Source organism: Shewanella sp. 10N.261.52.F9, assembly GCF_041471165.1.
Classification (GTDB): domain Bacteria; phylum Pseudomonadota; class Gammaproteobacteria; order Enterobacterales; family Shewanellaceae; genus Shewanella; species Shewanella marinintestina.
This window is the reverse complement of the sequence record NZ_JBFRNX010000023.1, coordinates 26,221-49,545: the sequence shown is the minus strand read 5'-3', so window position 1 is coordinate 49,545 and position 23,325 is coordinate 26,221. Positions and strand designations below refer to the sequence as shown.

The following is a 23,325-nucleotide window of genomic DNA, read 5'->3' as shown; positions in this document are numbered from 1 at the left end:
GTGATTCAGGTGATTCAGGTTTAGCAACCAATCCACTAATTGTTAGCTTAGCTCGATCCATACCCAGTTTAAATACTGGTGCAAAAGGATTGCATGATACGGTGCGTTAAGGCTGGTGGCAGTTATTGTTATTAATTCCACTAATAGGGTAGGTTGTACTCGTTATATTCTAGGCTAAAATAGCCATGATGCTTATCGTTATGGGACAAATCCAACAATTGGCGTATCACATAAGCTAGCTGTAAACATATAAAAACCGGGGAATTCCCCGGTTTCTGTTTTGTGTCAGTTTGCTGTTAACGCTAACCTATAATGCTAGTTAGCTCCGTTGTTCGCTTTATATTCAGCTTCCCATTTAGGGACCACTTTTTCGATAAAGATGGCTTTATCGGCGCGCATCTTATCCATATCCATGCCTAATACTGCTTGAGCCTTTTCTTTAGTCGAGATGTCTGGAATCGCGACTGTCGATACAACACCTTGAGAGTTAAGAATTTCAGCTAGTTTTTTACGAGCTTCAGCTGATTTCTCAAGTGATGTTTTAAGGATGCGAATACCTTCTTCTGGTGCATGTGCCGCTATGCCGTGTGAGGCAATTGCAAAGTCCCAGCGCCATTGCGCGTGACGAATATCAGTAAGAGCTGCAGCCATTTTTTCCTCATTAGCACCAGCTTTCCAAGCCGCAGCTGCTTCAAAGTGAGCTTTAACTAGTTCATCTTCAGCCTGTAGCTTTAGTGTATTGACCTTGTCTTTATTGGTTTGAACCAGTGCTTTCATTTGATCTTTAGTTTGGTCATGACAGTTGGCGCAAGTAAATTCAAACTGATCGAACGGGCTTCCGACGTTATGATCTGTGTATTCTTTACCTTCAGCATTAGTGACGCGTGGCATATGGCAGTCGGTACAAGAGACCCCCATATCTCCGTGCAAGCCTTTGGCTGTAGTTTCATAGCCAGGGTGCTGCGCTTTTAGCATTGGCGCTTTAGATAATTGATGAGTCCAATCTTTAAACTTCAGCTTGTCATAGTAGGCTTCCATTGCTTCTACTGACGTGCCGCCATCCCATGGGAATTTAACCCAATTTGGATGCTCTTCATTTTTCTCAAAATAGTATTCAACGTGGCACTGACCACAGACCATGTTCTGTTTTTGGCTTTTATCTGCTTTATCAAATGGTGTGCCTAACGAAGCAAAGGCGCGTTCAGCGAAGGGTCTAGCAATTCTCAGTTTTGGTGTGCCTGGCTTATGGCAATCTGCACAACCTAGTACGTGCACGATTTCTGGGCCGCCTTTAGCCCACTTACCTTTAAAGTATTCAGCTTCACCTTGTTCCTCAATAACTCGTGGCACATCAGGGCTTTTACAACTCCAACAAGCCATAGGCATAGGGCCTTCATCCTCTGTCATTGGTGCACCGGTACGGAGGGTATTTCTTAGGTCGGTAATCACATATTGGTGTCCACGTGGGGCATTGTAGTCTTTAGAAAAGCCGTAGCCCGCCCACAAAATAACTAAGTTTGGATCATCTGCTAACGCGTCCGTCACCTCTTTACTTTCTGCTGTCTTTTGCCAGCTTTGGTATTGTTTAGGGAATCGTTTCTCATATTGGGAATTGTCAACTGGGTTGGAGTTTGCAGTAGCATTTAGGCTCATCAAACCTATGCAAGCTCCTATAATCAGAGGCATTTTGTGTGCGTTCATTTGGAGTTCATCCTTTAAATAAGGGTTTAGTTATATGTAAAATGTAGTCGCTAGCTCTATGTTGTCAAAAGCAAAAGGCTGATATTTTTTACATTTTACTTACAAGTGGTTTTAGGAGAGGGCAAAATGTGATGATTATTAATGTTGTAGAATATGCTTTTCCAATCAGGTATACGCCAGTATTTCATGAATGGCGTTAACTTCGGAGCGCTATCGTCACTTTATATAGAGTTGTTTGAATTGAATATGTGAGCTAGATAGATTCCTTTAAAGTTATAAAGGCTATATTATCGCCTCCTTTTTAATTTTGATTGTCCATCATGAAATTCGTAAAACTGGCCGCTATCGGCCTAATGTGCTCTAGTCTCTCCGCTTGTATTACCTTTCCAACCGCTGAATCTAACACTGTCAAAGTGTTATGGGATGATACTGATGCACTCGTTGGCTGTGACCACAAAGGCACTGTGATTGGTTCACAAGGTCATTTCTATGACTATTGGCTGCATGCTGATAAAGATATGGTTTGGGGCACATTAAACGAGATGCGCATTAAGGCGGCTAAATTAGACGCAGATACTATCTATTTGTATAAGCCGCTTGGTTTTACTGGCTCTGTGACAATGATTGCTAACGCTTATGACTGTGAAGTGAATACGACTAAACTTGTAACTAATGAGACAGATACTGCGGTTAGCAAGTCGGTCGCAACAGTGAATCAGTAGTTTTTTTGTCTAAATTCATCAGTAACACATTTAAGGAAAGCCATGAGTATCAAAGTTGATTGGCAAAAAGATTGTCAATTTAAAGTGACTACTAGCAACGGGTTTAGCATTATTATCGATGCTGAAAATGAAGTTGCCCCCTGTCCTACAGAAGTGCTGCTATCAGCGCTAGGCTCATGCAGTGCTACCGATGTGATGCTGTATTTTAAAGACAAACAGGCGCAGCTAGAAAGCCTAAATAATCATCTGACTTACACGCTAACACAAACTGAGCCGAGACTTTATCAAAGTGTCAATTTGCACTTTACAGCTAAAGGAGAGGGGATTTCGGTTGCTGAGTTAGAAAGAGCCGCTGAACAGGCGATTAATCAGTATTGCCATGTGTGTTTGATGCTTAAGCCGGCAATCAAGGTTAGTTTCTCGGTTGAGGTATTACCTAACTAATACAGATTAATATTGCTCGATGTCTGGTTAGAATTGTTTAGCCTGTTAGCGTTAATAATAAGCTTTGACTAATTTTTTTGCTGATTTCTATGGATCAGCTCTGATAAATAAAAACGCAGCTCTAGGGCTGCGTTTTTATTTAGAATACGTTTAGAGACTAAAATGTCATCTCTGGCACATGCTCTGGCACCACGAGCTTACCTGCGGTTTTAGAGACGATTTCTTCTACCGATACGCCTGGTGCACGTTCTAGAAGATGAAATGCGCCATCTTTAATTTCCATAAAGGCTAAGTCGGTTAGTACGCGTTTGATACAACCAAAGCCTGTTAAAGGTAGTTCACATTTTGGTAGCAGCTTAGAGTTACCTTTTTTGTCGGCGTGCATCATGGTGACAATAATATTGTCGGCGCCTGCCACTAAGTCCATTGCGCCGCCCATGCCTTTTATTAATTTGCCTGGGATCATCCAAGAGGCGATTGAGCCTTGCTCATCGACTTCAAATGCGCCAAGCACGGTTAAATCTACATGGCCGCCACGGATCATGGCAAAGCTTTCTGCTGACGAGAAAAACGATGCGCCATCAACCGCAGTAACCGTTTGCTTGCCAGCATTGATTAAGTCAGCATCGATGGTTTCTTCAGTAGGAAATTCACCCATACCTAATAAACCATTTTCCGATTGCAGCATCACTTCAATGCCTTCAGGGATGTAGTTGGCCACTAAAGTTGGAATACCAATACCTAAATTGACGTAAAAGCCATCTTGCAGTTCTTTAGCAACACGTTGTGCCAGTTGTTCTCTTGATAATGCCATGGTGTTGCCTCCTTATGCTTTGTCTGCTGTGGTTAGTTTTACGGTGCGCTGCTCAATACGTTTTTCAAACTTACCTTGGATGATGCGATTAACGTAAATGCCAGGCGTATGAATATGGTCAGGATCCAGTTCACCGGGCTGCACGATATGTTCAGCTTCTACCACAGTTATCTTGCCTGCGGTTGCCATCATAGGGTTAAAGTTAGCCGCCGTTTTACGAAATACTAAGTTACCCATAGTGTCAGCTTTCCATGCACGTACTAAGGCAAAGTCGGCTTTTAGTGCTGGCTCTAATACGTAGTAACGCCCGTCGATTTCACGGGTTTCTTTACCTTCTGCAACGGGGGTTCCGTAACCTGTTGCAGTAAAGAATGCAGGAATACCAGCGCCACCTGCACGAATTTTTTCAGCTAAAGTACCTTGGGGAGTCAAGATAACGTTAAGCTCGCCCGATAACATTTGCTGTTCAAAGGTAGCGTTTTCACCCACGTATGAGGCGATCATGGTATCGATTTGACGGCTCTTTAATAACAGACCTAAACCAAAGTCATCGACGCCGGCATTATTTGAGATGGCGGTAAGTCCGGTGACACCAGTTTTGACCATTTGTGCGATTAAGCCTTCAGGTATACCGCACAAGCCAAAACCACCGACCATAACGGTCATGTCGTTACTTAAGCCTGCGAGTGCTTCTTCATAACTACTGACTACTTTATTAAGCCCTTGATTTAGTCCTGCCATTATTGTTCTCTCCATATTCTGTCAATGCTAGATGCTAGGCCCTAGATTTTAAGTTCTGCTGTTTATTAACTTAGTGCGCTTTATTCGCTGATGGCTATCTATTCGCTGATGGCTCTAGCCACTTTTGAGCCAGACTGACGGCCCAGTGCTTGGCTAATCTTGTTGCCCGCATTCACCAGCTTGTTTAAATCGATACCAGTTTCTATTCCAAGCCCATGCAGCATATACACTAAGTCTTCAGTGGCTAAATTGCCTGATGCGCCTTTTGCGTAGGGGCAGCCACCAAGTCCAGCAACCGATGAATCAATTACGCTAACACCTGTTTCTAAACACGCCAGAATGTTAGCGAGTGCTTGGCCGTAGGTGTCATGAAAATGCAGTGCAAGCTTCTCTATTGGTACGACTTCGGCTACAGTCTCAACCATTCTACGGGCATTAGCCGGTGTGCCAACGCCTATGGTGTCGCCAAGTGAAATCTCATAGCAGCCCATTTTGTAAAGTAATTCAGACACTCGAGCAACTTCACTAACCGCTATTTCGCCTTCATAAGGGCAACCTAACACGCAAGAAACATAACCACGTACAGGGATGTTTCTGGCTTTAGCTAGCTCCATCACTGGGATAAAGCGCTCAATTGATTCTGCAATTGAGCAGTTAATATTTTTTTGGCTAAAACTTTCAGAGGCTGCACCAAAAATGGCAACTTCATCGGCACCAGCGTCAAGCGCAAGTTCCAAGCCTTTTAAATTCGGTGTCAGTGCACTATAGGTATTACCCGTTTTACGCGGAATACCAGCAAGCACATCACCTGAATCTGCCATTTGCGGCACCCATTTAGGTGATACAAAGCTAGCAGCTTCAATACGCTTGATACCGGCAGCGGCTAAGTCTTCAATCAATACAATCTTATCTTGAGTGGTGACTGGTTTTTCATTTTGTAAGCCATCACGAGCGCCGACTTCAAAGATGCTAACCTTTCTAGGGTAAGAGTTTGTCATCTTATGCGCTTTCCTCTTTAGCCACTGTATCTGTTGCCTCAACTTCAGCTAACAGCATGCCGTCACTCACCAGTTCACCAGCTTCAAAGAAAAATGCGCTGACGATGCCGTCAAATGGGCTTTCTATTGTGTACTCCATTTTCATAGCTTCCATCACCATAATGCCTTGGCCGGCTTTGACGCTATCACCAACAGCGACAAGTTGCGTCACAATCGTGCCGTTCATTGGTGCTTTGAGCTTATCTTCAAGGTTATCTTGCTCTTCAATCACTTCTGATTCTAGTGCGCGGTAGTGATAGCTTTTTGAGTCGATAAATAGGGTAAAGTCATCGCCCACTTGGCTAACTGGAAGCTTGAGCTTATGACCATTAGCTTTATTAATTTGCTCGGTTTGGGCTGCATCAAGCTTTTGTACGCTTATCTCTGCGTGCAGCATCTCAGCAACTAATTCACCCGAAAGCGTGATTAAGCTATCATCAAGCTGTAGCTGATATAGAGACTGACCTGCGATTTGAGTTTCTATTAAATCAAGGTGATTAATCTGATGATTGTCATCTAACAGCGCCACCTGATGCTGGCTGGCGCTATTTAGCCTAAAGCCACTATTTTGATGCCAAGGTGAGTAGGGATCATGGCTAATGCTTGCATCTAATTGTGCTTGTTTTTTACGGGCGCATAGCTGATAAAGAGCCGCTAAACTTAACGCTGTATTGGTATCGTCTGCCGCATCTGTTGCCGGCGTTAACAGTAAGTCGCCATAACGTTCAATAAAGTCGGTGCTAAAGTCGGCATCCTTAAACGCTGTGTGTTTAGCAATATTGGCTAAGAATTCAATATTGTGTTTAAGACCACTGATCTGATAGTCATCTAAAGCGTGTACTAAGCGCTGCAGTGCGCGAGGACGTGATTCATCCCAAGTGATAAGCTTGGAGATCATTGGGTCGTAAAAATTACTGATCACATCATTTTCACGTACACCCGAGTCAATTCTCACAAACTCACTTTGTGTAGGCTCACGTAAGAAGTCGAGCTTGCCGCTGGCGGGTAAAAAGTCATTTTGCGGATCTTCAGCGTAAATACGAGCTTCAAAGGCATGGCCAGTAATCTTTACTTCACTTTGTTTAAGCGGCAATTCGCTACCGCTGGCAACCATTAGCTGCCATTTAACCAAATCTTGCCCGGTTACCTGCTCGGTGACGGGGTGCTCTACCTGCAGACGGGTATTCATCTCCATAAAGTAGAAGCTGTCGTCGCTATCTAATAAAAACTCAACCGTACCCGCGCCTTCATAATTAATGGCTTTAGCTGCTGCAACCGCAGCTTCCCCCATCTTTACTCTAAGAGCGTCACTAAGTCCTGGTGCAGGGGCTTCTTCAACCACTTTTTGGTGACGGCGTTGAATCGAGCAGTCACGATCTGACAAGTAAATACAGTTACCTTGGCTGTCGGCAAAGACTTGTACTTCAACGTGGCGCGGCTGTCTCAGGTAACGTTCCATCAGGAGTTTGTCGTTACCAAAAGAGCTAATCGCTTCACGTCTGGCTGAATTAATCGCTGTAAGTACTTCATTGCTACTTTCAACAATGCGCATACCTTTACCACCGCCGCCAAAGGCCGCTTTTATCAGTAAAGGGAAGCCCATTTTATTGGCCTCTGAAACCAGTAAGTCATCCTCTTGTGCATCGCCGTGATATCCAGGAACTAACGGTACATTGGCGGCGCCCATAATCTCTTTAGCGGCACTTTTGCTGCCCATAGAGTCAATGGCTGCAGCACTTGGGCCAACAAAGGCGATATTAGCTTTCTCGCATTTAAGTGCGAACTCGGCATTTTCAGATAAAAAACCATAACCTGGGTGAATAGCCTGCGCGCCTGACTGCTTGGCGATATCAATAATTAAATCGCCTTTAAGGTAGGAGTCAGCCGGGGCACTGCCGCCTAAGTAAAAGGCTTCATCAGCCATGGCAACATGGCGTGCATTGATATCTGCATCTGAATATAAGGCTACTGTGCGCACGCCCATAGCTTTTGCGGTGCTGATGATGCGGCAAGCAATTTCGCCGCGATTGGCAATTAGCAGTTTAGTAAACATATTATTTGGCTCCTTGCACGCTGGCGTTTTGGTTATTATTTTTTGTTGCCGCGTTAAAGTCGGTCGTAGTTGGCCATTGTGGTGTGCGCTTTTCAAAAAAAGCATTAAGCCCTTCTTGGCCTTCATCAGATACGCGGATGCGGGCAATACGCTCGCTGGTGTGATCTAACGTGCTTTGATCGATTACGCCATCTTCTAACGTTGAAAGTAGCGATTTAGCCCATGCCATACCTTGTGGGCTGTTACTTAGTAATGAGGCTATAATCGGTTGCGCTGCAGCGTCGAGGTCGTCATTCACTTCATGGATAATTTGCAGTTCAAGCGCCTTTTGCACATCAAAGCGCTCAGCGGTTAACATATAACGACGCGCTGCGCGTTGCCCCATTGCGCGAGTCACATAAGGGCTAATAACTGCAGGAATAAGCCCAAGTTTGACTTCGCTTAAGCAAAAGCTCGCACGCTCATTAGCAATAGCGATATCGCTACAGCAAATCAGCCCGAGAGCACCGCCAAAGGCAGCCCCTTGAACTAAGGCTATCGTTGGCTTTGGAAATTTATCGAGCACAGACATCAGCTTAGCCAGCTCATTGGCATCCGTTAAGTTTTGCGCAAAATCCATCTTGGCTTGTTTGCGCATCCAGTTAAGATCGGCGCCAGCGCTGAAGTTTTTACCATTGGCTTTGAGCACTAATACTTGGCACTCAGGGGTAATCGCAAAATGCTCCAGTACTTGGATCATCTCGCTTATCATTACTTCATCAAAGGCGTTATGCTTGTCGCTGCGATCAAGCACCATGTGCGCTATGCCGTTATTGACGGAGCAGTTTACAAATTGTAATTGCTCAGCGAGTTGTTCTGTTTGGCTAGTGGCTAGGTTATTCATTATTATCGATCCATTGTTTTAGCTAAGTAGGTGTTCTATTTGAAGTAGCGCTTAGCTACTACATACGGAACACACCAAACTTAGTGTCTTCAATTGGCGCATTTAACGCCGCAGACAAGGCTAAACCAACAACATCACGGGTTTGCGCTGGGTCGATAATGCCGTCATCCCACAAGCGGGCGCTGGCATGGTACGGATGACCCTCTTTGTCATACTGCTCGACAATTGGCTTACGGAAATCTTGCTCATCAGACTCAGACCATTCAACGCCTTTGCGGGCGAGGCCGTCACGTTTGACCGTTGCTAATACACCAGCGGCTTGTTCACCGCCCATCACCGAGATGCGAGCATTAGGCCACATCCACATCATGGTTGGTTCGAATGCGCGGCCGCACATACCGTAGTTACCCGCGCCATAACTGCCGCCAATAATCACAGTAAATTTAGGCACATTGGCACAAGATACTGCGGTCACCATCTTGGCGCCGTGCTTTGCTATGCCTTCATGCTCATACTTTTTACCCACCATAAAGCCGGTGATATTTTGCAGGAACAACAGCGGGATTTTACGCTGGCAACATAGCTCAATAAAGTGCGCGCCTTTTTGTGCCGACTCTGAGAACAAGATGCCGTTGTTAGCGACAATGCCAACTGGGTAGCCATGAATGCGAGCAAAACCGCAAACTAAGGTATTGCCGTAGTTAGCTTTAAACTCATCAAAATCCGAGTCATCCACTAAACGCGCAATCACTTCTTTTACATCGAATGGTTTTTTAAGATCGGTACCGACGATGCCGTACAACTCGTTAATATCAAATTTAGGTGGTTTTACGGGACTAAGCTGAGCTGCGATCTGTTTTTGATGGTTAAGGCGGGTCACGGCTTTGCGAGCAAGCTCTAATGCGTGTTCATCGTTTTGCGCCATATGGTCGGCAACACCGGAGATTTTAGTATGCACTTCAGCGCCGCCAAGCTCTTCAGCAGTCACTTCTTCACCGGTTGCAGCTTTTACTAACGGTGGACCTGCTAAAAAGATGGTGCCTTGCTCTTTAACGATAATCGATTCATCAGCCATCGCTGGTACGTATGCACCACCTGCGGTGCAGAGCCCCATTACTACGGCGATTTGTGGAATGCCTTTGGCAGACATCTGCGCTTGGTTATAGAAGATCCGCCCGAAATGGTCTCTATCTGGGAACACTTCATCTTGGCGGGGCAGATTGGCACCGCCAGAGTCGACCAAATAGATACAAGGCAAATGACAACGGCTAGCAATATCTTGTGCGCGCAGATGCTTTTTAACGGTTACTGGGTAGTAGGTGCCACCTTTTACGGTAGCATCGTTAGCGATAATCATGCACTCAACACCGCTGACACGGCCAATACCAGCGATAACGCCAGCTGCTGGCACGACATCTTCATATAACTCGTAGGCCGCAAATTGAGAGATCTCTAAAAAAGGTGAGCCGGGATCTAGCAGCTTTTCAACCCGCTGACGGGGCAGCAGTTTGCCTCTTGATAGATGACGGTTACGCGCGACTTCACCGCCGCCCTGTTCAATTTGATGGAGTTTAAGTTTTAAGTCTTGAACCACGGTTGCCATGTCATCAAACTTGGCTTTGAATTCATCGCTACGTGCATTAATACGGCTGCTTAGTTGCGTCACAATTTCAATCCTTTTGAAGCTGTCAGAGTGAGGCGGCGTAGAGCAAGCCGCCTTGATGCTTAGCTATTTACATGTCTTGTTTGTCGACCTGTTTGGTCTGGCTATTTTGATTCGTTAAACAGTTCGCGGCCGATTAGCATACGACGGATTTCTGAGGTGCCTGCGCCAATTTCATAGAGCTTGGCATCACGTAGTAAACGGCCTGTGGCATATTCATTTACGTAGCCGTTTCCGCCAAGTAGTTGAATCGCATCTAGCGCCATTTTGGTTGCAAGCTCTGCTGAGTAAAGAATGGCACCAGCAGCATCTTTACGGGTAGTTTCCCCGCGATCGCATGACTTAGCCACGTTGTAGATATAAGATTTTGCCGCGTTCATCCCCGTGTACATATCGGCAAGTTTGCCTTGAACTAGCTGAAATTGGCCAATTGATTTACCGAACTGCTCACGTTCATGAATATAAGGCACCACGATATCCATACAGGCTGTCATAATGCCAAGTGGGCCACCAGACAAGACAACACGCTCGTAATCAAGGCCGCTCATCAGTACTTTTACGCCGTTGTTTAGGCCGCCAAGAATGTTCTCTTCTGGGACTTCACAATTTTCAAATACTAGCTCACAGGTGTTTGAACCACGCATACCTAGCTTGTCGAGCTTTTGTGCGGTGCTAAAGCCCTTAAAGCCACGTTCCACAATAAATGCAGTAATGCCGTGAGCGCCTTTATCTAAATCGGTTTTGGCATAGATCACGTAGGTGTGCGCATCTGGACCGTTAGTGATCCACATCTTGTTGCCGTTGAGTATGTATCTGTCACCCTCTTTGCGCGCATGCAGCTTCATCGATACCACATCTGAACCCGCATTAGGCTCACTCATGGCGAGTGCGCCAATATGTTCTCCTGTGATCAGCTTTGGCAAGTATTTGGCTTTTTGCTCACTATTACCGTTACGGTTGATTTGGTTAACGCAAAGGTTTGAATGAGCGCCGTAACTTAGGCCAATTGATGCTGAAGCACGCGAGATCTCTTCCATGGCTACCACGTGGGCTAGGTAGCCCATCTCTGCGCCGCCATATTCTTCAGATACGGTTACGCCCAATAGACCCATATCTCCTAACACCGGCCAAAGCTCATTGGGAAAGGCGTTATCTCGGTCAGTTTTTTCTGCTAAAGGAGCGATCTCGTTTGCGGCAAAACTTTGTACTGCATCACGCAGCATATCGACGTCTTCACCAAGGCCGAAGTTTAGAGATGTGTAGAGTTGGGTCATTTGCTTGTGTCCTGTCAATGTGTCTGGTTTAAGCTCACTGATCTTTGCCGTGATACTTATCAATTGTTTTATAAGTGCTTTTTATTAACTCATTTTGCTTAGTAATTCTTTGGGCTTATTACCTATGAAGGGTTGTTATCAAGTGCATCACGGCATTGTTGCTCGGCAGAATTGAGCTCCATTAACACCACTTTGATATCGTCCATTTGCTGCTGCAATGAGACTTTTTTTTCTTCAACAAGCTCAAGCATGGTGTGTAATTGACTACTGCTATTTTTATCGGCATCGTAAAGCTCGAATAAACGACGAGTTTCAGCCAGTGAAAAGCCTAAACGCTTACCGCGAAGGATAAGTTTCAGTCTAACTCTATCTTTGAGACTGTAGATCCGTGTTTGACCACGGCGCTTAGGTTTAAGAAGACCTTGATCTTCATAGAAACGAATACTACGAGTGGTTATATCAAACTCTTTTGATAAATCACTGATTGAGTAAGTCGTTTGTGAAAGCTGAGTTTCTGCCATCAAAAAACACCATATTTATTTACATTTACTGCACGATATATGAAGTTTACGTAAAGGTAAAGTTTGTGCGGCTTTGCTCACATTAATTTCATGTCAATTGCAGTTTCCACAAGCGAATACATAACTAATATCAGCCTTACTTCATTAAACCTTTCAGCCTATTTATTTCTATTCAAACAATGGGTTATTGATTATTTGCGTTTCGGGTTTATCAGGTTTATGACAAGTGCACTTACTTATTCTAAGGTCTAATGGGGATTTTTTAATCGTCGAAGCATAATGCGCTTAAGCCTTAATAGAATAAAAAACGCCCGCAAAAAGAGCGATAAATCGCCATGCACAAGCAAACAGGGAGTCAGTATTGTGAAACAAAAGCATAAACAATTACACGCTAAGTCGATTAACCAGCCCGAGGTATTTTGGGCAGAGGCCGCACATAATATCGACTGGAAAACACCTTGGAGCAGCGTGCTTGATGACAGTGATGCCCCGTTTTATCGTTGGTTTGCTGGTGGCAAGATGAATACTTGCTATAACGCTGTTGATAGGCATGTTGCAGCGGGAAGGGGAGAGCAGATAGCACTGCAATATGTCAGCCCGGTAACGGATTGTGAATATGGTATCACTTATCGTGAACTGCTAGCGCAGGTAAGCAGACTGGCTGGATACATGGATTCCATTGGCGTTAAAAAGGGTGATAGGGTCGTCATTTATATGCCCATGGTGCCAGAAACGGCGTTTGCCATGTTGGCTTGTGCGCGCATTGGTGCAATTCATTCGGTAGTGTTTGGTGGCTTTGCCGCTAATGAACTAGCAACCCGAATTAACGATGCCAAGCCTAAACTGATTTTATCGGCATCATGCGGTATTGAGCCGTCAGGTGTGGTGGCTTACAAGCCGTTACTTGATGAGGCACTTTTACAAGCCAGTCATAACGTTGAGCACTGTTTAGTGCTTAATAGAAGTCAGCTTGAAGCAGAGCTTTTACCCCAGCGAGATCAAGACTGGCAACATGCAGTTGCTGGCGCGCCAGATATCGACTGTGTGCCTCTTGATGCGACGGATCCACTCTATATTTTGTATACCTCGGGTACGACAGGTCAACCTAAAGGTGTAGTGCGAGATAACGGCGGCCATGCGGTCGCACTCGCTTGGTCTATGAAGCACATTTATGATATCGATTGCGGTGATACTTTTTGGGCTGCATCAGATGTGGGCTGGGTAGTAGGTCACTCTTATATTGTGTATGGGCCATTATTAGTTGGCGCCACCAGTATTATGTATGAAGGCAAGCCGATAGGTACGCCCGACCCTGGTGCGTTTTGGCGTACTATTGCTAAATATAATGTTAAGAGCTTTTTCACCGCACCGACTGCGATTCGTGCTATTAAACGTGATGATCCTAATGGTGATTACTTGCAAGGCATCGATCTAAGTGGTTTGAAGAATGTGTTTTTGGCCGGTGAGCGCTGCGATCCCGATACCTTGCACTGGTCCGAAGATAAACTGCAAAAGCCCGTGATTGATCATTGGTGGCAAACTGAAACCGGTTGGCCTGTGGCCGCGAACTTGATGGGCTACGCGCCGGTTGAGGTTAAAGCTGGCTCGCCTGCATTAGCGGTGCCCGGTTATCAGATTGATGTTGTTGATGTCATGGGAGATGAAGTTAGCGCTAATGAGTCAGGTAATGTAGTGATTAAATTACCTTTGCCACCGGGCACTTTAACAACGCTTTGGCAAAATGAGCAGCGTTATCAAGACAGTTATTTATCTATGTATCCGGGCTACTACCTCACAGGTGATGCCGGCTATAAAGATGAAGATGGTTACCTATATATTATGAGCCGCATTGACGACATTATTAATGTTGCAGGACACAGATTATCGACTGGTCGATTTGAAGAAGTATTGTGTCAGCATGAAGCGGTTGCAGAGGCCGCTGTCATTGGTGTTAAAGATGCTTTAAAGGGTCAAGTCCCCTTGGGGCTAGTGGTACTTAAGAAGGGGGTAACCCTTAATGACGATGAATTAAATCAACAATTAATGCATTTAGTGCGTCAAGAAATCGGTCCAGTAGCGGCATTTAGGCTAGTGAGTGCGGTACAAAAGTTACCTAAAACCCGCAGCGGTAAAATTTTGCGCGGTACGATGCGCAACATTGCCGATAACCAAAATTACAATGTTCCTGCCACCATTGAAGATCCTGCGACCTTAGATATTGTGCGTAACACCCTAACCCGCATGGGTTATGCAGACGCTCATGTGTGATTGCATTATCCATTCTGCAGAACGATCTGCAAGGTCCTAAATACCATGCATAAAGTACAAAGCTGAAATCAAGGTTTCAGCTTTTTTGTTTTTGAACTAGATTAAAGCGATTGGCGTAATCGTTAGCCTTTATCTAGTAATTAAGTTACCAAAGTCTGTATAATCGCTAACAAAATTAAACCCATTATCTGATTAAGTGAGTATTTTTATTGTCGCTTATAGAAAATAATAGATGGGTAACTCTCTGTGACCTACGGAACTAATCTACATGAATAACCAAAATCAGCTTTATGATATCGGTGTTATCGGCTTAGGTGTAATGGGTAAGAACCTTGCACTGAATATAGCGGATAACCAGTATAAAGTAGCGGCGTTTGATCTTGATGAACATAAAGTGCAAGACACTGTACAGCAAGAAGAACGCGAGCGTAAACAATATCTAAAGCAAGTCACTGAGCCGCGGATTTTAGGCTGTAACAATCTTTCTGAAATGTTATCTAAACTAGAAAAACCACGTGTATTACTGCTTTCAGTACCTGCTGGCGCACCGGTAGATGGTGTGTGTAAATCATTAATTGAAGCGGGTATCGAAAGCGATGATATCGTGATTGATACTGGTAATAGTCTGTGGACCGATACTGTTGAACGTGAACAGCGTTATAACAAGGACTTTTTGTTCTTTAGCTGTGCGGTTTCTGGTGGTGAAGTCGGCGCGCGTTTTGGCCCATCCTTAATGCCAAGTGGCAGTTTAACTGCTTGGAATCGAATCGAGCCGATTTGGCAAGCGATAGCCGCTAAAGTTGATGCTAAAACCGGTTTACCTATTGAGCGTTTTGAGCCCGGTAATCCTGTAATCGAGGGCGAGCCTTGCACTACCTATATTGGCCCTGCTGGCTCAGGCCATTATGTGAAAATGGTACATAACGGCATTGAATATGCTGACATGCAACTGATTTGCGAAGCCTACCAACTATTGAATCAAGGCTTAGGTTTAAGCCCAGCAGAAGTCGGCGATGTATTTGAACGTTGGAACCAAGGTAGCTTAAATAGTTATTTGATGGAGATCAGTGCCGATGTGCTTAAGCAAGCAGACCCGTTAACTGGGGCGCCACTGGTTGAAATGATCTTAGATAAAGCAGGCCAAAAAGGTACCGGGCTATGGACGGCGGTAAGCAGTCTGCAAATAGGCTGCCCTGCGCCAACAATTGCCGAAGCTGTATATGCACGAGCGATAAGTACTCAAAAAGGCCAAAGACAACAATTAAGCCAATTGTTATCTGGCCCGAATGAAACGCTTAAACTTAGTGATCCGCAAGCCTTTATCGACCAGCTTGAAAATGCACTGTATTGCGCCAAAGTCTCTTGTTACGCCCAAGGTTTTCAATTGATGGCAATGCAAGCGAAAGAGCAAGCATGGCAATTAGATTTTGCCGAAATCGCCAAGATTTGGCGAGCAGGCTGTATTATCCGCGCGACTTTCTTGCAATCAATTACTCAGGCTTACCAGCAAGATAGCAAGCTTGAGAATTTGTTGATGGCAGAGTCGTTTGCTAAAGGGTTATCAGACAAACAAAATGATTGGCGCATAGCTGTTTCGACTGCGGTTATGGGCGGGATCCCTGCACCTTGTATTAGCTCGGCACTGGCCTATTACGATAGTTATCGTAGCGCAACGCTACCAGCTAGCCTGTTACAAGGTCAGCGTGACTATTTTGGCGCTCATACTTTTGAGCGTACTGACAAACCTGCAGGTGAGAAGTACCACTTAAACTGGAGCAGTGATCGCAGTTTAAATAAGGTGTAACCCCATTTTAGGGTAAAAAACAGTCAATAAAAAAGCCTATCAATTGATAGGCTTTTTTATTGCTCGAAAATGGGTTAACCAATAAAGATATCAAGTAATAAACCGGCACTAAATAGCGCACTGAATATCATGGTTAACTTGGCTGTGCGCCCAAGTAGTGGATTTAGGGCTGCGCCTTTTACCTCATTAAAATCGCGGCTCAATGTCCTTGCCATTATAAAGGCTAGGCCAGCTAACAGGACTGGCAGACCAGGCAATGCGCCCATAAAGAAACCCGCAATAATGATAGCAAATGGCAAGAACACAAAACTCTGGTAGAAAATACGAGACTGTTCGAGTCCCATACGTACTGCCAGCGTCTTTTTACCTGCTTTAATATCCGTTTCCATATCGCGGGTGTTATTAACCAGCATAATCGCAGCGTTTAAAAAGCCGATAGCGCTACCTAATAGCCATGCACTTGATGCTGTTTCGCCGGCTTGCAAAAAGTAGCTACCAACAACGGCAACTAAGCCAAAAAATACAAATGCAGCAACTTCACCCAAACCATGAGATGCAAGTGGGTAGGGGCCACCACTATAGCCAAGCGCGCCGAGTATTGCTGCCGCAGCTAAAAAGGCAATCACTATTCCGCCATGATAGATCAAGAATGAGCCAACCATTAACGCGAGCACTAAGCATAGTATCATCGCATTTCGCACAGCGTTAGGGCTTAGCATGCCGCTTTGAGTTACGCGAACAGGGCCTAAGCGCTCTTCAGTATCGACACCACTTTTAAAGTCAAAGTAGTCATTTGCAAGGTTCACAGCTATCTGCAACAAGAGTGCGCAAAGCATTGAGGTTACAGCAATGAACCAGCTGAACTGTTCAAGCTGCAGTGCTAGTACATTACCAACCAGCAGTGGGCCAATCGCCGCAGGCAAGGTGCGTGGGCGTATGGCAAGTATCCAAGGATTCATGGTTTAAATTTACTTACAGAGGTTTACGCCAAAGAAGGATGGCATAAAGATAAAAAGAATTAGCTATAGCATAGCAAATTTAACAACTTCTAAAAAGTGGATTTTATTGATGACAAAGTGGGCAAGTTAACAAATTTCTAAGTCTTAATTATTTTTCATTATTATCGTTTAATAAGTTTGAGCTAGCGCACATCGGTAGGCAGGAGTGTATGCAATATTATATTTCTAAAGCTGAACACTATGATTTGTCTACTTTAGATAGGGAAGCTACATTGCAGCTTGCGGTTTTGGTAAACGGTATTCTTAGAGGTTAAAGCTATGCGTTTTGAGGGACAAGTCGCAATAGTTACTGGCGCAGCATCGGGTTTAGGAAGAGCCTATGCAATAGCCTTAGCTGAGCGAGGAGCGAGAGTTGTTTTAATTGATAATGAAGCAACTCAAACAATGGATGTTAGCTTAAATACTGCGTTAAATCTGGAACCTGACTCTGGTTTAAAAACTTGTGGTGACGCCATAAAGGCGATTGGCGGAGAGTTTAAGTCTTTTAGCTTGGATGTTACTTGTATCGATGATATTACTGCCATGATTGAGCATGTGATCCAAAGCTGGGGACGGGTCGATATCCTGATTAATAATGCTGGGATCCACCATCCCTGTGCGTTTGAGCAAATGAGTGAGTCGAGCTGGAAACACCATCTAGATGTTGACCTTAATGGCACCTTTTATATGACTAAGGCTGTATGGCCGATTATGAAACGTCAAAGCTATGGCCGTATACTGATGAGCAGTGCTAGCTCAGTATATGGAGACATGTACGAAACTAGTTTTAGTGCGAGTAAAATGGCGGTAATGGGGCTCGTAAATAGTCTACATCTTGAAGGCAGCGAACACGGGATTGCCGTTAACAGTATTATCCCTCATGCCGTAACTTCGATGACGGCCAACCATCTAGCATCGGCCGTACGGCCGTTATTTTCCAAAACCACAGTGGTTGCGACTGCACTGTACTTATGTAGCTGCAAAAGCCCTTCTGGACAGCATCTATCTGCTGCTGCAGGTGGCATTAGTCATACTGCGTTAGTTGAGTTTTCACCAAGCCGTTTTAATGCTGAAGAGTGCACGCCTGAAGTGATTACTGAGCGCTGGCCTGATATGTATCATGCTAAGCCATTTACTGCACATGATAGCGGTGAAGCACAAGTTCTTGCATGGGCAAAGGCATCCGCCAATCAACGACATATACAAATTGAGTAACTAGTTACAAACAGATAAGCCTTTAACTCAAAAACTGAGGCGCTTAAGAATGCATTTATTATTTTAGGATTTGTTGCAGATCCTGCGTGGTTAAAAGCTGGCTAGCTATGACAGTCTTGAGTTAAGCTTAGGGCAATATATGTTGAGTTTTAGGTTGCAATGAGCCAAGTATTAGATGATTTACTAGCGTTACTTTCTTTAGAGCAAATTGAAGAGGGTCTTTTCCGTGGTCAAAGCCAAGATTTAGGTTTTGGACATGTGTTTGGTGGCCAAGTGATGGGGCAGGCGTTAAGCGCTGCGAAACAGACTGTCAGCCCAGACCGCAAAGTGCACTCATTACACTCTTATTTTTTACGTGCCGGTGATGAAAAACTACCTATTGTGTATGACGTTGAAATTATGCGTGATGGCGGTAGTTTTAGTGCTCGCAGAGTTAAAGCAATTCAAAAAGGTCGGCCGATTTTTTACATGACCTGCTCGTTCCAAACGGCTGAAGAAGGTTATGAGCATCAAGCGACGATGCCAAATGTTCCAGGTCCAGAAGGCCTGCTAAATCAGCAAGAACTTGCTATGACACTAAGAGATAAAGTGCCATCACGAGTGCTTGAAAAATTTATGGCCGATACACCGATTGAGATGCGCCTTGTGGATCCAAGTGATCCAATAGCACCGAATCCTAGTGAGCCTGTACGTCATGTGTGGATGCGTGCCAGTGGTAAAGTGCCTGATAATTTATGCGTACACGACTACTTGTTAGCTTATGCTTCAGATTTTAATTTTTTGGTGACTGCAGCGCAGCCTCACGGCGTGTCATTTTTGACACCGGGCATGCGAATGGCAACGATTGATCATGCCATGTGGTTTCACCGTCCATTTGATTTCAGTCAATGGCTGCTTTATAGCATTGAAAGCCCTAATGCTAGCGGTGGTAGAGGGTTTGTTAAAGGGCATTTCTTTAATCAACAAGGTGAATTAGTTGCATCAGCGACTCAAGAAGGCCTTATTCGAATGACGAAAAAAGACTAACGCCTGTTTAGCGTAAGCAGCATAAATTTAATGTGGGAATAAAGGATCAATGCAATGATTTCAATGATGAAAAAAAGCGTAGTGCTCTTATGTTTAATGGTACTTACGGCCTGTGTAACAGTTGAAGAAAAGCCACCAGTGGTGGTTAATGGCGCAGCAGGTTATTTAGAGCGATTAGCGCTACCTCAAGGAAGTGCAATTACCATTGCGATTATTGACTTAGATACACCAGGGGTCATTGTTGCGCAAAAAAGCTTTGATATTGTTAGGGCGCCAGTACCGTTTAAGTTTTTACTACCAGCGGACACTATTGATAACAGCATCAATTATGGTGTGGTAGCAATGATTCAATACCAAGGACAAGTTATTTTTCAAACCTACGACCGTTTCCCGGTAATTAGTAATAAAAAATACACCACTGAAGTACTGATGAAAGCAGTGCCCGCCCCATAGGGCAATGTTAATATCAAAAAGGAGCTTCGGCTCCTTTTTGTTTATTTGGCACTATGTATTAATTTCGAGGTGAGTTGGCTCATTATGGCTGTAAAAAATAACAATTCGCTGGATGAGATAGAGCTTCAAGCATTGATCATAAAGTGGCTGCTTGAGGATGAATACAGAATCGATGCGCTGATTGTGGCTGAGCAGCTAAAGCTTAATGATTGGATGTTAGCCGCGGGTTTTGTACGTAATTTAGTGTGGGACAAAATACATGGTTTGCAATCAGCGCTCAATGATATCGACCTTATCTATTTTGATGTAAATGATTTATCTATTGAGCGTGATAAAGCTATTGAAGCGGAGTTAAAGCGTATTGCTCCGATCTATCCATGGTCAGTGAAAAATCAAGCCAGAATGCATTTACGCAATGGTCATCAACAATATAGCTCTAGCCTTAATGCCATGAGCTACTGGCCTGAAAAGCAAACCGCCATTGGAGTCAGCGGCGTATATTTATCATCAGTAAGCAACCCAATACCAGCATCAGTGTCTGGAATGGCAACGCAATTAGTTTTGCATACTCCGTTTGATTTTAATTGTTTGTTTGACCTGTCATTACAACACAACCCCAAAGCTAAGCGTGCGTTGTTCGAGCATAGGTTGGCGCAAAAGGGATGGTTGCAAACCTACCCAAAGCTGCGAGATAATGGCTAGTGATGAACTTATGAGCATACGGTTTTAATTAAATAGCATCGAAAACAAAGTCGGTTACGATCTTGTTTGCGGCTTTTTTATCGCTTGCCATAGGGACTTCTTCAATTTGTTCTTGCTGTAAATGGTGGTTTAATCGATGGATCCATATCTTGATGCGATAAAAGAAATTAAAGAGTTGGCAACCGCAGAGGAGATCCACCGAGTCGATGATATATCGATATATCTTGAGCGCTTTACTGATCTTGATTTAATCGCTACCGGGATCTACGCCGAAGTGTATGAAGTACCCGGTGAGCCAGATAAAGTGGTAAAGGTATGTAGCAGTAAAATTGATGGTTACTACTTATTCGCCCGCTGGTGTATGCGCCCGGAGAACCAAGACAATCCACACGTCCCCACTATTCACCGTGAAGACACCATTGAGCTCAGCAGTGGCCGTGTCGTGCGTTTTTATGTGATAGAACGGCTAGACGATATTAGTGATGATGGCAGCGAGCCGACTCGACCAAGCCATTTTCATAATGATGATTTTGGTAAGTTGTGGGGGACATTACGCACCATGACCTTACCATTTGCTGACCCCAAAAAGCCTTTTAATGATCAAGTGCAATCTGCCGATGAGTTTGTTGAGCAGATCCAAGCGCCGCGGCCACATTTTTATATGAGCTCAAACGAGCGTAAGCCAGTGGTGATAGATGATGAAGTGATTGACGACCATGCGGCGCTGCTGAAAACCTTGTTCGATGTATTGAGCTTCATTGATGACCACGGAGTGATGGATTTACATGGTGGTAACTATATGCTTCGTGGCGATACTATCGTGATCACCGATCCTATCTCGCATAAATATGCTAAAGATGCCCCATTGAACTTAATCAAGTAAGTTTGAGGAATTCAGTCGGATATTGTGAATGCCTAATAACTGGTGCATGTAATTTGAAGTAAACCGTTATATGACTTGAATAGTATTTAAAATTCTTTTCAAGTCATAGGTGTTAATATAGTTTTTTTGATGAAAGGAATCACCAATGAAAACAAAGTTACTATCAAGTTCGAGAGATTATTTTATTGGGGCGATAGTGATGTCTTTAGGCCTGATTTATAACGCCTTTGATCGAGATGTGTTTGGGAGTATTGCTTTTTTGATATCGCTTTTAATCTTTCTCTGTATTGCTATTTATAAGTATCGTAAAACGCCTCTTTAAATGCTCGTAGTTCATAGAAACCTGAATTCAGCTCGCCTGTAAAAAGGTTTTCTTAACGTAAACGTTTATAAATAATCTAAATTTAAAATAGCATTTAGCCCACTTATAATGGAGAAGATTAGCTTGATTAGCGTCATTCTATTTATCACACTGCTTAGCTGTTACTTTAGCTTTGATAAAAGTGAAACGCCTGCTCGAGAGGCTTACTTAGCTATTTTGGCTTATAGTCTTTATCTGCTTACTTACTTGTTTATTCCGCCTTTTCCCAATGGTACATCGACTCATATGGGACAGTTGTATGGTTTGGTTCCTATCGTTTCTCTTGCTGCTATTTTATTTCCACACTTTAACCATAAATCGCCGGAAATCGTGACTCGGGTTCTTGGTTGGTTTGGCCTAATTGTGGTGGCGATAGTTTTGCTTTGTTTTAAGTTATTTGTTTGGTGATTTACAGTTTGCCAAAACATATAAGCAATTGAATTAATTGGTTTTTAGCTAAGTGTTAATTTTTCAATCGAAATGAAGAATACTATATTTTCTTTATCTTTAGCAATGAAAGTGGCAGTAGACCATTAGCCTTAAAAACCGTTGAAGCTTTAGTGAGTTTAGTCGCAGCCATTGTGGCTGTTTTCAATATATTTATCGCCTAAAAAAAACCATTTCTTAAGTCATGCTACTATTTGTTTCGATGGTAAATGTGTTTTACTCATTTAGTATATTTTTAGCTAATCGATTTTACTAAAAGAGTCTGACTAAGCTTCCTCCTCGATATTATAAGCGGTTGGATATATCGGCTATGTATTGAAATGAGCCAATATATGCCTCAATGCTTAAGGTTGAATTGCTTAAGGTTGAATTGATGGCTCTCATAGGCCGGACAGCGAAAAATCGACCTAAGTATAAACGCAGTGGCAACCTTTGAGTTAGATTCCAGTCGCAGGGAAGGTGAGTTCTTTGGATCCACAAACATTCATTGGTATGTCTATCGGAAGTCCCTTTTACTAGGAAGCATTATTACATTTATGGGATTTCACTTACTGAAACCCAAAAGCAGAAAATAGGTTTTAGATCTAACACATAAAAATCCGCTTAATTGCCGCTTTTTTGTGTGTGACTAGTTTAGTTATCTAGCTACCTACCTTAGCTATGATTCATCGATAATCGCTATCCCAAGCAAATAAGCTCAGTTTTTCTCTGGTTAAATCCATACTTTTATGAGTTTATTTGCAGCCATCTAGCTAAGTATAGGTATAAGTATGCCACTAGTCAGACTGACCAGCTCAAGAAGGAAGCTCCACTCCCAAGGCTAATACCTATCCGAGTCTTATAGCTAAAGTCTATTTTTAACCTTCAGACTAACGCAGACAGTCATGTTTTAATTAAAAACTCGAGTAGTGTCTGTTTAATAGACTGTCAGTAAGACGACGATCTACTTAATCAGTCTTATCAGCTAAAACTGCCTTCGTTGACGACTTTGTGGCGGTAGTAAACCTTCCTTAAATACGGTTTGCAATATAGGCAACGACTTTCATCACAGGTCAACTTTGCGTTAAATAATTGTTGGCTTTTGAGAATGTGTAGCTTGCTGGTTAAGTGATCAAGGTGTGCATTGGTCACGAATATAAAAGGTGCGATATCAATATATGTTTAATTAGTGTGATCTGGATCGGTTTAATCTACACCTAAGTAGGTATCCGTAGTTGAGTTTGATTTGGATCAATTTTTCAGGCTCTCATATCTGGCAGGATGCACGCAAATGTAAGGAAATTGAAAACAAAGACAGCGTTAAGTGTTGTATTAA

The 23,325-nt window shown here is 43.7% G+C and carries 20 protein-coding genes; 10 read left to right on the top strand and 10 right to left on the bottom strand.

Annotation, left to right across the window (positions count from 1 at the left end):
- Positions 1–315: 315 nt before the first annotated feature.
- A complete protein-coding gene (nrfA, locus tag AB4298_RS14710) occupies positions 316–1,653 on the bottom strand; it encodes an ammonia-forming cytochrome c nitrite reductase (protein WP_371987484.1) in 1,338 nt (445 codons plus the stop codon).
- A gap of 368 nt (positions 1,654–2,021) precedes the next feature.
- Between nrfA and AB4298_RS14705 the strand changes: the two genes are divergently transcribed.
- Both AB4298_RS14705 and AB4298_RS14700 read left to right on the top strand, forming a co-directional pair.
- Positions 2,022–2,423 (top strand): DUF4156 domain-containing protein, encoded by a 402-nt coding sequence (locus AB4298_RS14705; RefSeq protein WP_371987282.1) that lies wholly within the window; start codon positions 2,022–2,024, stop codon positions 2,421–2,423.
- Between the two features lie 42 nt (positions 2,424–2,465).
- Complete coding sequence (locus tag AB4298_RS14700) at positions 2,466–2,867, top strand: OsmC family protein (RefSeq protein WP_371987280.1); 402 nt, start codon at positions 2,466–2,468, stop codon at positions 2,865–2,867.
- Between the two features lie 157 nt (positions 2,868–3,024).
- Here AB4298_RS14700 and AB4298_RS14695 read toward each other — a convergent pair whose 3' ends face one another.
- The 8 genes from AB4298_RS14695 to AB4298_RS14660 all read right to left on the bottom strand — a co-directional run bounded on the left by AB4298_RS14695 (position 3,025) and on the right by AB4298_RS14660 (position 11,853).
- The gene (locus tag AB4298_RS14695) at positions 3,025–3,681 is read right to left on the bottom strand and encodes a 3-oxoacid CoA-transferase subunit B (protein ID WP_248999582.1); all 657 of its coding nucleotides are present in this window, start codon (positions 3,679–3,681) and stop codon (positions 3,025–3,027) included.
- 12 nt (positions 3,682–3,693) lie between these two features.
- A complete protein-coding gene (locus tag AB4298_RS14690) occupies positions 3,694–4,422 on the bottom strand; it encodes a CoA transferase subunit A (RefSeq protein WP_371987279.1) in 729 nt (242 codons plus the stop codon).
- Between the two features lie 98 nt (positions 4,423–4,520).
- Positions 4,521–5,420: a hydroxymethylglutaryl-CoA lyase gene (locus tag AB4298_RS14685; RefSeq protein WP_371987278.1), complete on the bottom strand. Its 900-nt coding sequence runs from the start codon at positions 5,418–5,420 to the stop codon at positions 4,521–4,523.
- Between the two features lies 1 nt (position 5,421).
- Positions 5,422–7,512, bottom strand: coding sequence for an ATP-binding protein (locus tag AB4298_RS14680; RefSeq protein WP_371987277.1), 2,091 nt, complete (start codon positions 7,510–7,512; stop codon positions 5,422–5,424).
- Between the two features lies 1 nt (position 7,513).
- Entirely contained in the window at positions 7,514–8,395 is an 882-nt protein-coding gene (locus AB4298_RS14675; RefSeq protein WP_371987276.1) for an enoyl-CoA hydratase-related protein, read from the bottom strand.
- 58 nt (positions 8,396–8,453) lie between these two features.
- Positions 8,454–10,061: a carboxyl transferase domain-containing protein gene (locus tag AB4298_RS14670; RefSeq protein ID WP_371987275.1), complete on the bottom strand. Its 1,608-nt coding sequence runs from the start codon at positions 10,059–10,061 to the stop codon at positions 8,454–8,456.
- A 101-nt stretch (positions 10,062–10,162) separates the two neighbouring features.
- On the bottom strand, positions 10,163–11,332 hold the full coding sequence (locus AB4298_RS14665) for an isovaleryl-CoA dehydrogenase (protein ID WP_248999577.1): 1,170 nt from the start codon (positions 11,330–11,332) through the stop codon (positions 10,163–10,165).
- 122 nt (positions 11,333–11,454) lie between these two features.
- The gene (locus AB4298_RS14660; RefSeq protein ID WP_248999576.1) at positions 11,455–11,853 is read right to left on the bottom strand and encodes a MerR family transcriptional regulator; all 399 of its coding nucleotides are present in this window, start codon (positions 11,851–11,853) and stop codon (positions 11,455–11,457) included.
- Between the two features lie 279 nt (positions 11,854–12,132).
- Here AB4298_RS14660 and AB4298_RS14655 point away from each other — a divergent pair, with 279 nt between their 5' ends.
- Both AB4298_RS14655 and gnd read left to right on the top strand, forming a co-directional pair.
- Complete coding sequence (locus AB4298_RS14655) at positions 12,133–14,121, top strand: propionyl-CoA synthetase (protein WP_371987274.1); 1,989 nt, start codon at positions 12,133–12,135, stop codon at positions 14,119–14,121.
- 268 nt (positions 14,122–14,389) lie between these two features.
- On the top strand, positions 14,390–15,925 hold the full coding sequence (gnd, locus tag AB4298_RS14650) for an NADP-dependent phosphogluconate dehydrogenase (protein ID WP_371987273.1): 1,536 nt from the start codon (positions 14,390–14,392) through the stop codon (positions 15,923–15,925).
- A 74-nt stretch (positions 15,926–15,999) separates the two neighbouring features.
- Here gnd and AB4298_RS14645 read toward each other — a convergent pair whose 3' ends face one another.
- On the bottom strand, positions 16,000–16,884 hold the full coding sequence (locus tag AB4298_RS14645) for a 1,4-dihydroxy-2-naphthoate polyprenyltransferase (RefSeq protein ID WP_248999573.1): 885 nt from the start codon (positions 16,882–16,884) through the stop codon (positions 16,000–16,002).
- Positions 16,885–17,202: 318 nt separating this feature from the next.
- Between AB4298_RS14645 and AB4298_RS14640 the strand changes: the two genes are divergently transcribed.
- The 6 genes from AB4298_RS14640 (at position 17,203) to AB4298_RS14615 (ending at position 21,971) form a co-directional block, all read left to right on the top strand.
- Complete coding sequence (locus AB4298_RS14640) at positions 17,203–18,138, top strand: SDR family NAD(P)-dependent oxidoreductase (RefSeq protein ID WP_248999572.1); 936 nt, start codon at positions 17,203–17,205, stop codon at positions 18,136–18,138.
- A 159-nt stretch (positions 18,139–18,297) separates the two neighbouring features.
- Positions 18,298–19,164, top strand: coding sequence for an acyl-CoA thioesterase II (gene tesB, locus AB4298_RS14635; protein ID WP_248999571.1), 867 nt, complete (start codon positions 18,298–18,300; stop codon positions 19,162–19,164).
- A 54-nt stretch (positions 19,165–19,218) separates the two neighbouring features.
- Positions 19,219–19,617, top strand: a complete 399-nt coding sequence (locus tag AB4298_RS14630) for a YbaY family lipoprotein (protein ID WP_248999570.1) — start codon at positions 19,219–19,221, stop codon at positions 19,615–19,617.
- A gap of 84 nt (positions 19,618–19,701) precedes the next feature.
- Positions 19,702–20,319 carry a nucleotidyltransferase family protein gene (locus AB4298_RS14625; RefSeq protein WP_248999569.1) on the top strand — a complete coding sequence of 206 codons (618 nt, stop codon included), beginning with the start codon at positions 19,702–19,704 and terminating at the stop codon, positions 20,317–20,319.
- A gap of 136 nt (positions 20,320–20,455) precedes the next feature.
- Positions 20,456–21,202 (top strand): hypothetical protein, encoded by a 747-nt coding sequence (locus AB4298_RS14620; RefSeq protein WP_248999568.1) that lies wholly within the window; start codon positions 20,456–20,458, stop codon positions 21,200–21,202.
- A gap of 445 nt (positions 21,203–21,647) precedes the next feature.
- Positions 21,648–21,971, top strand: a complete 324-nt coding sequence (locus AB4298_RS14615) for a hypothetical protein (protein ID WP_248999567.1) — start codon at positions 21,648–21,650, stop codon at positions 21,969–21,971.
- Positions 21,972–23,325 lie beyond the last annotated feature (1,354 nt).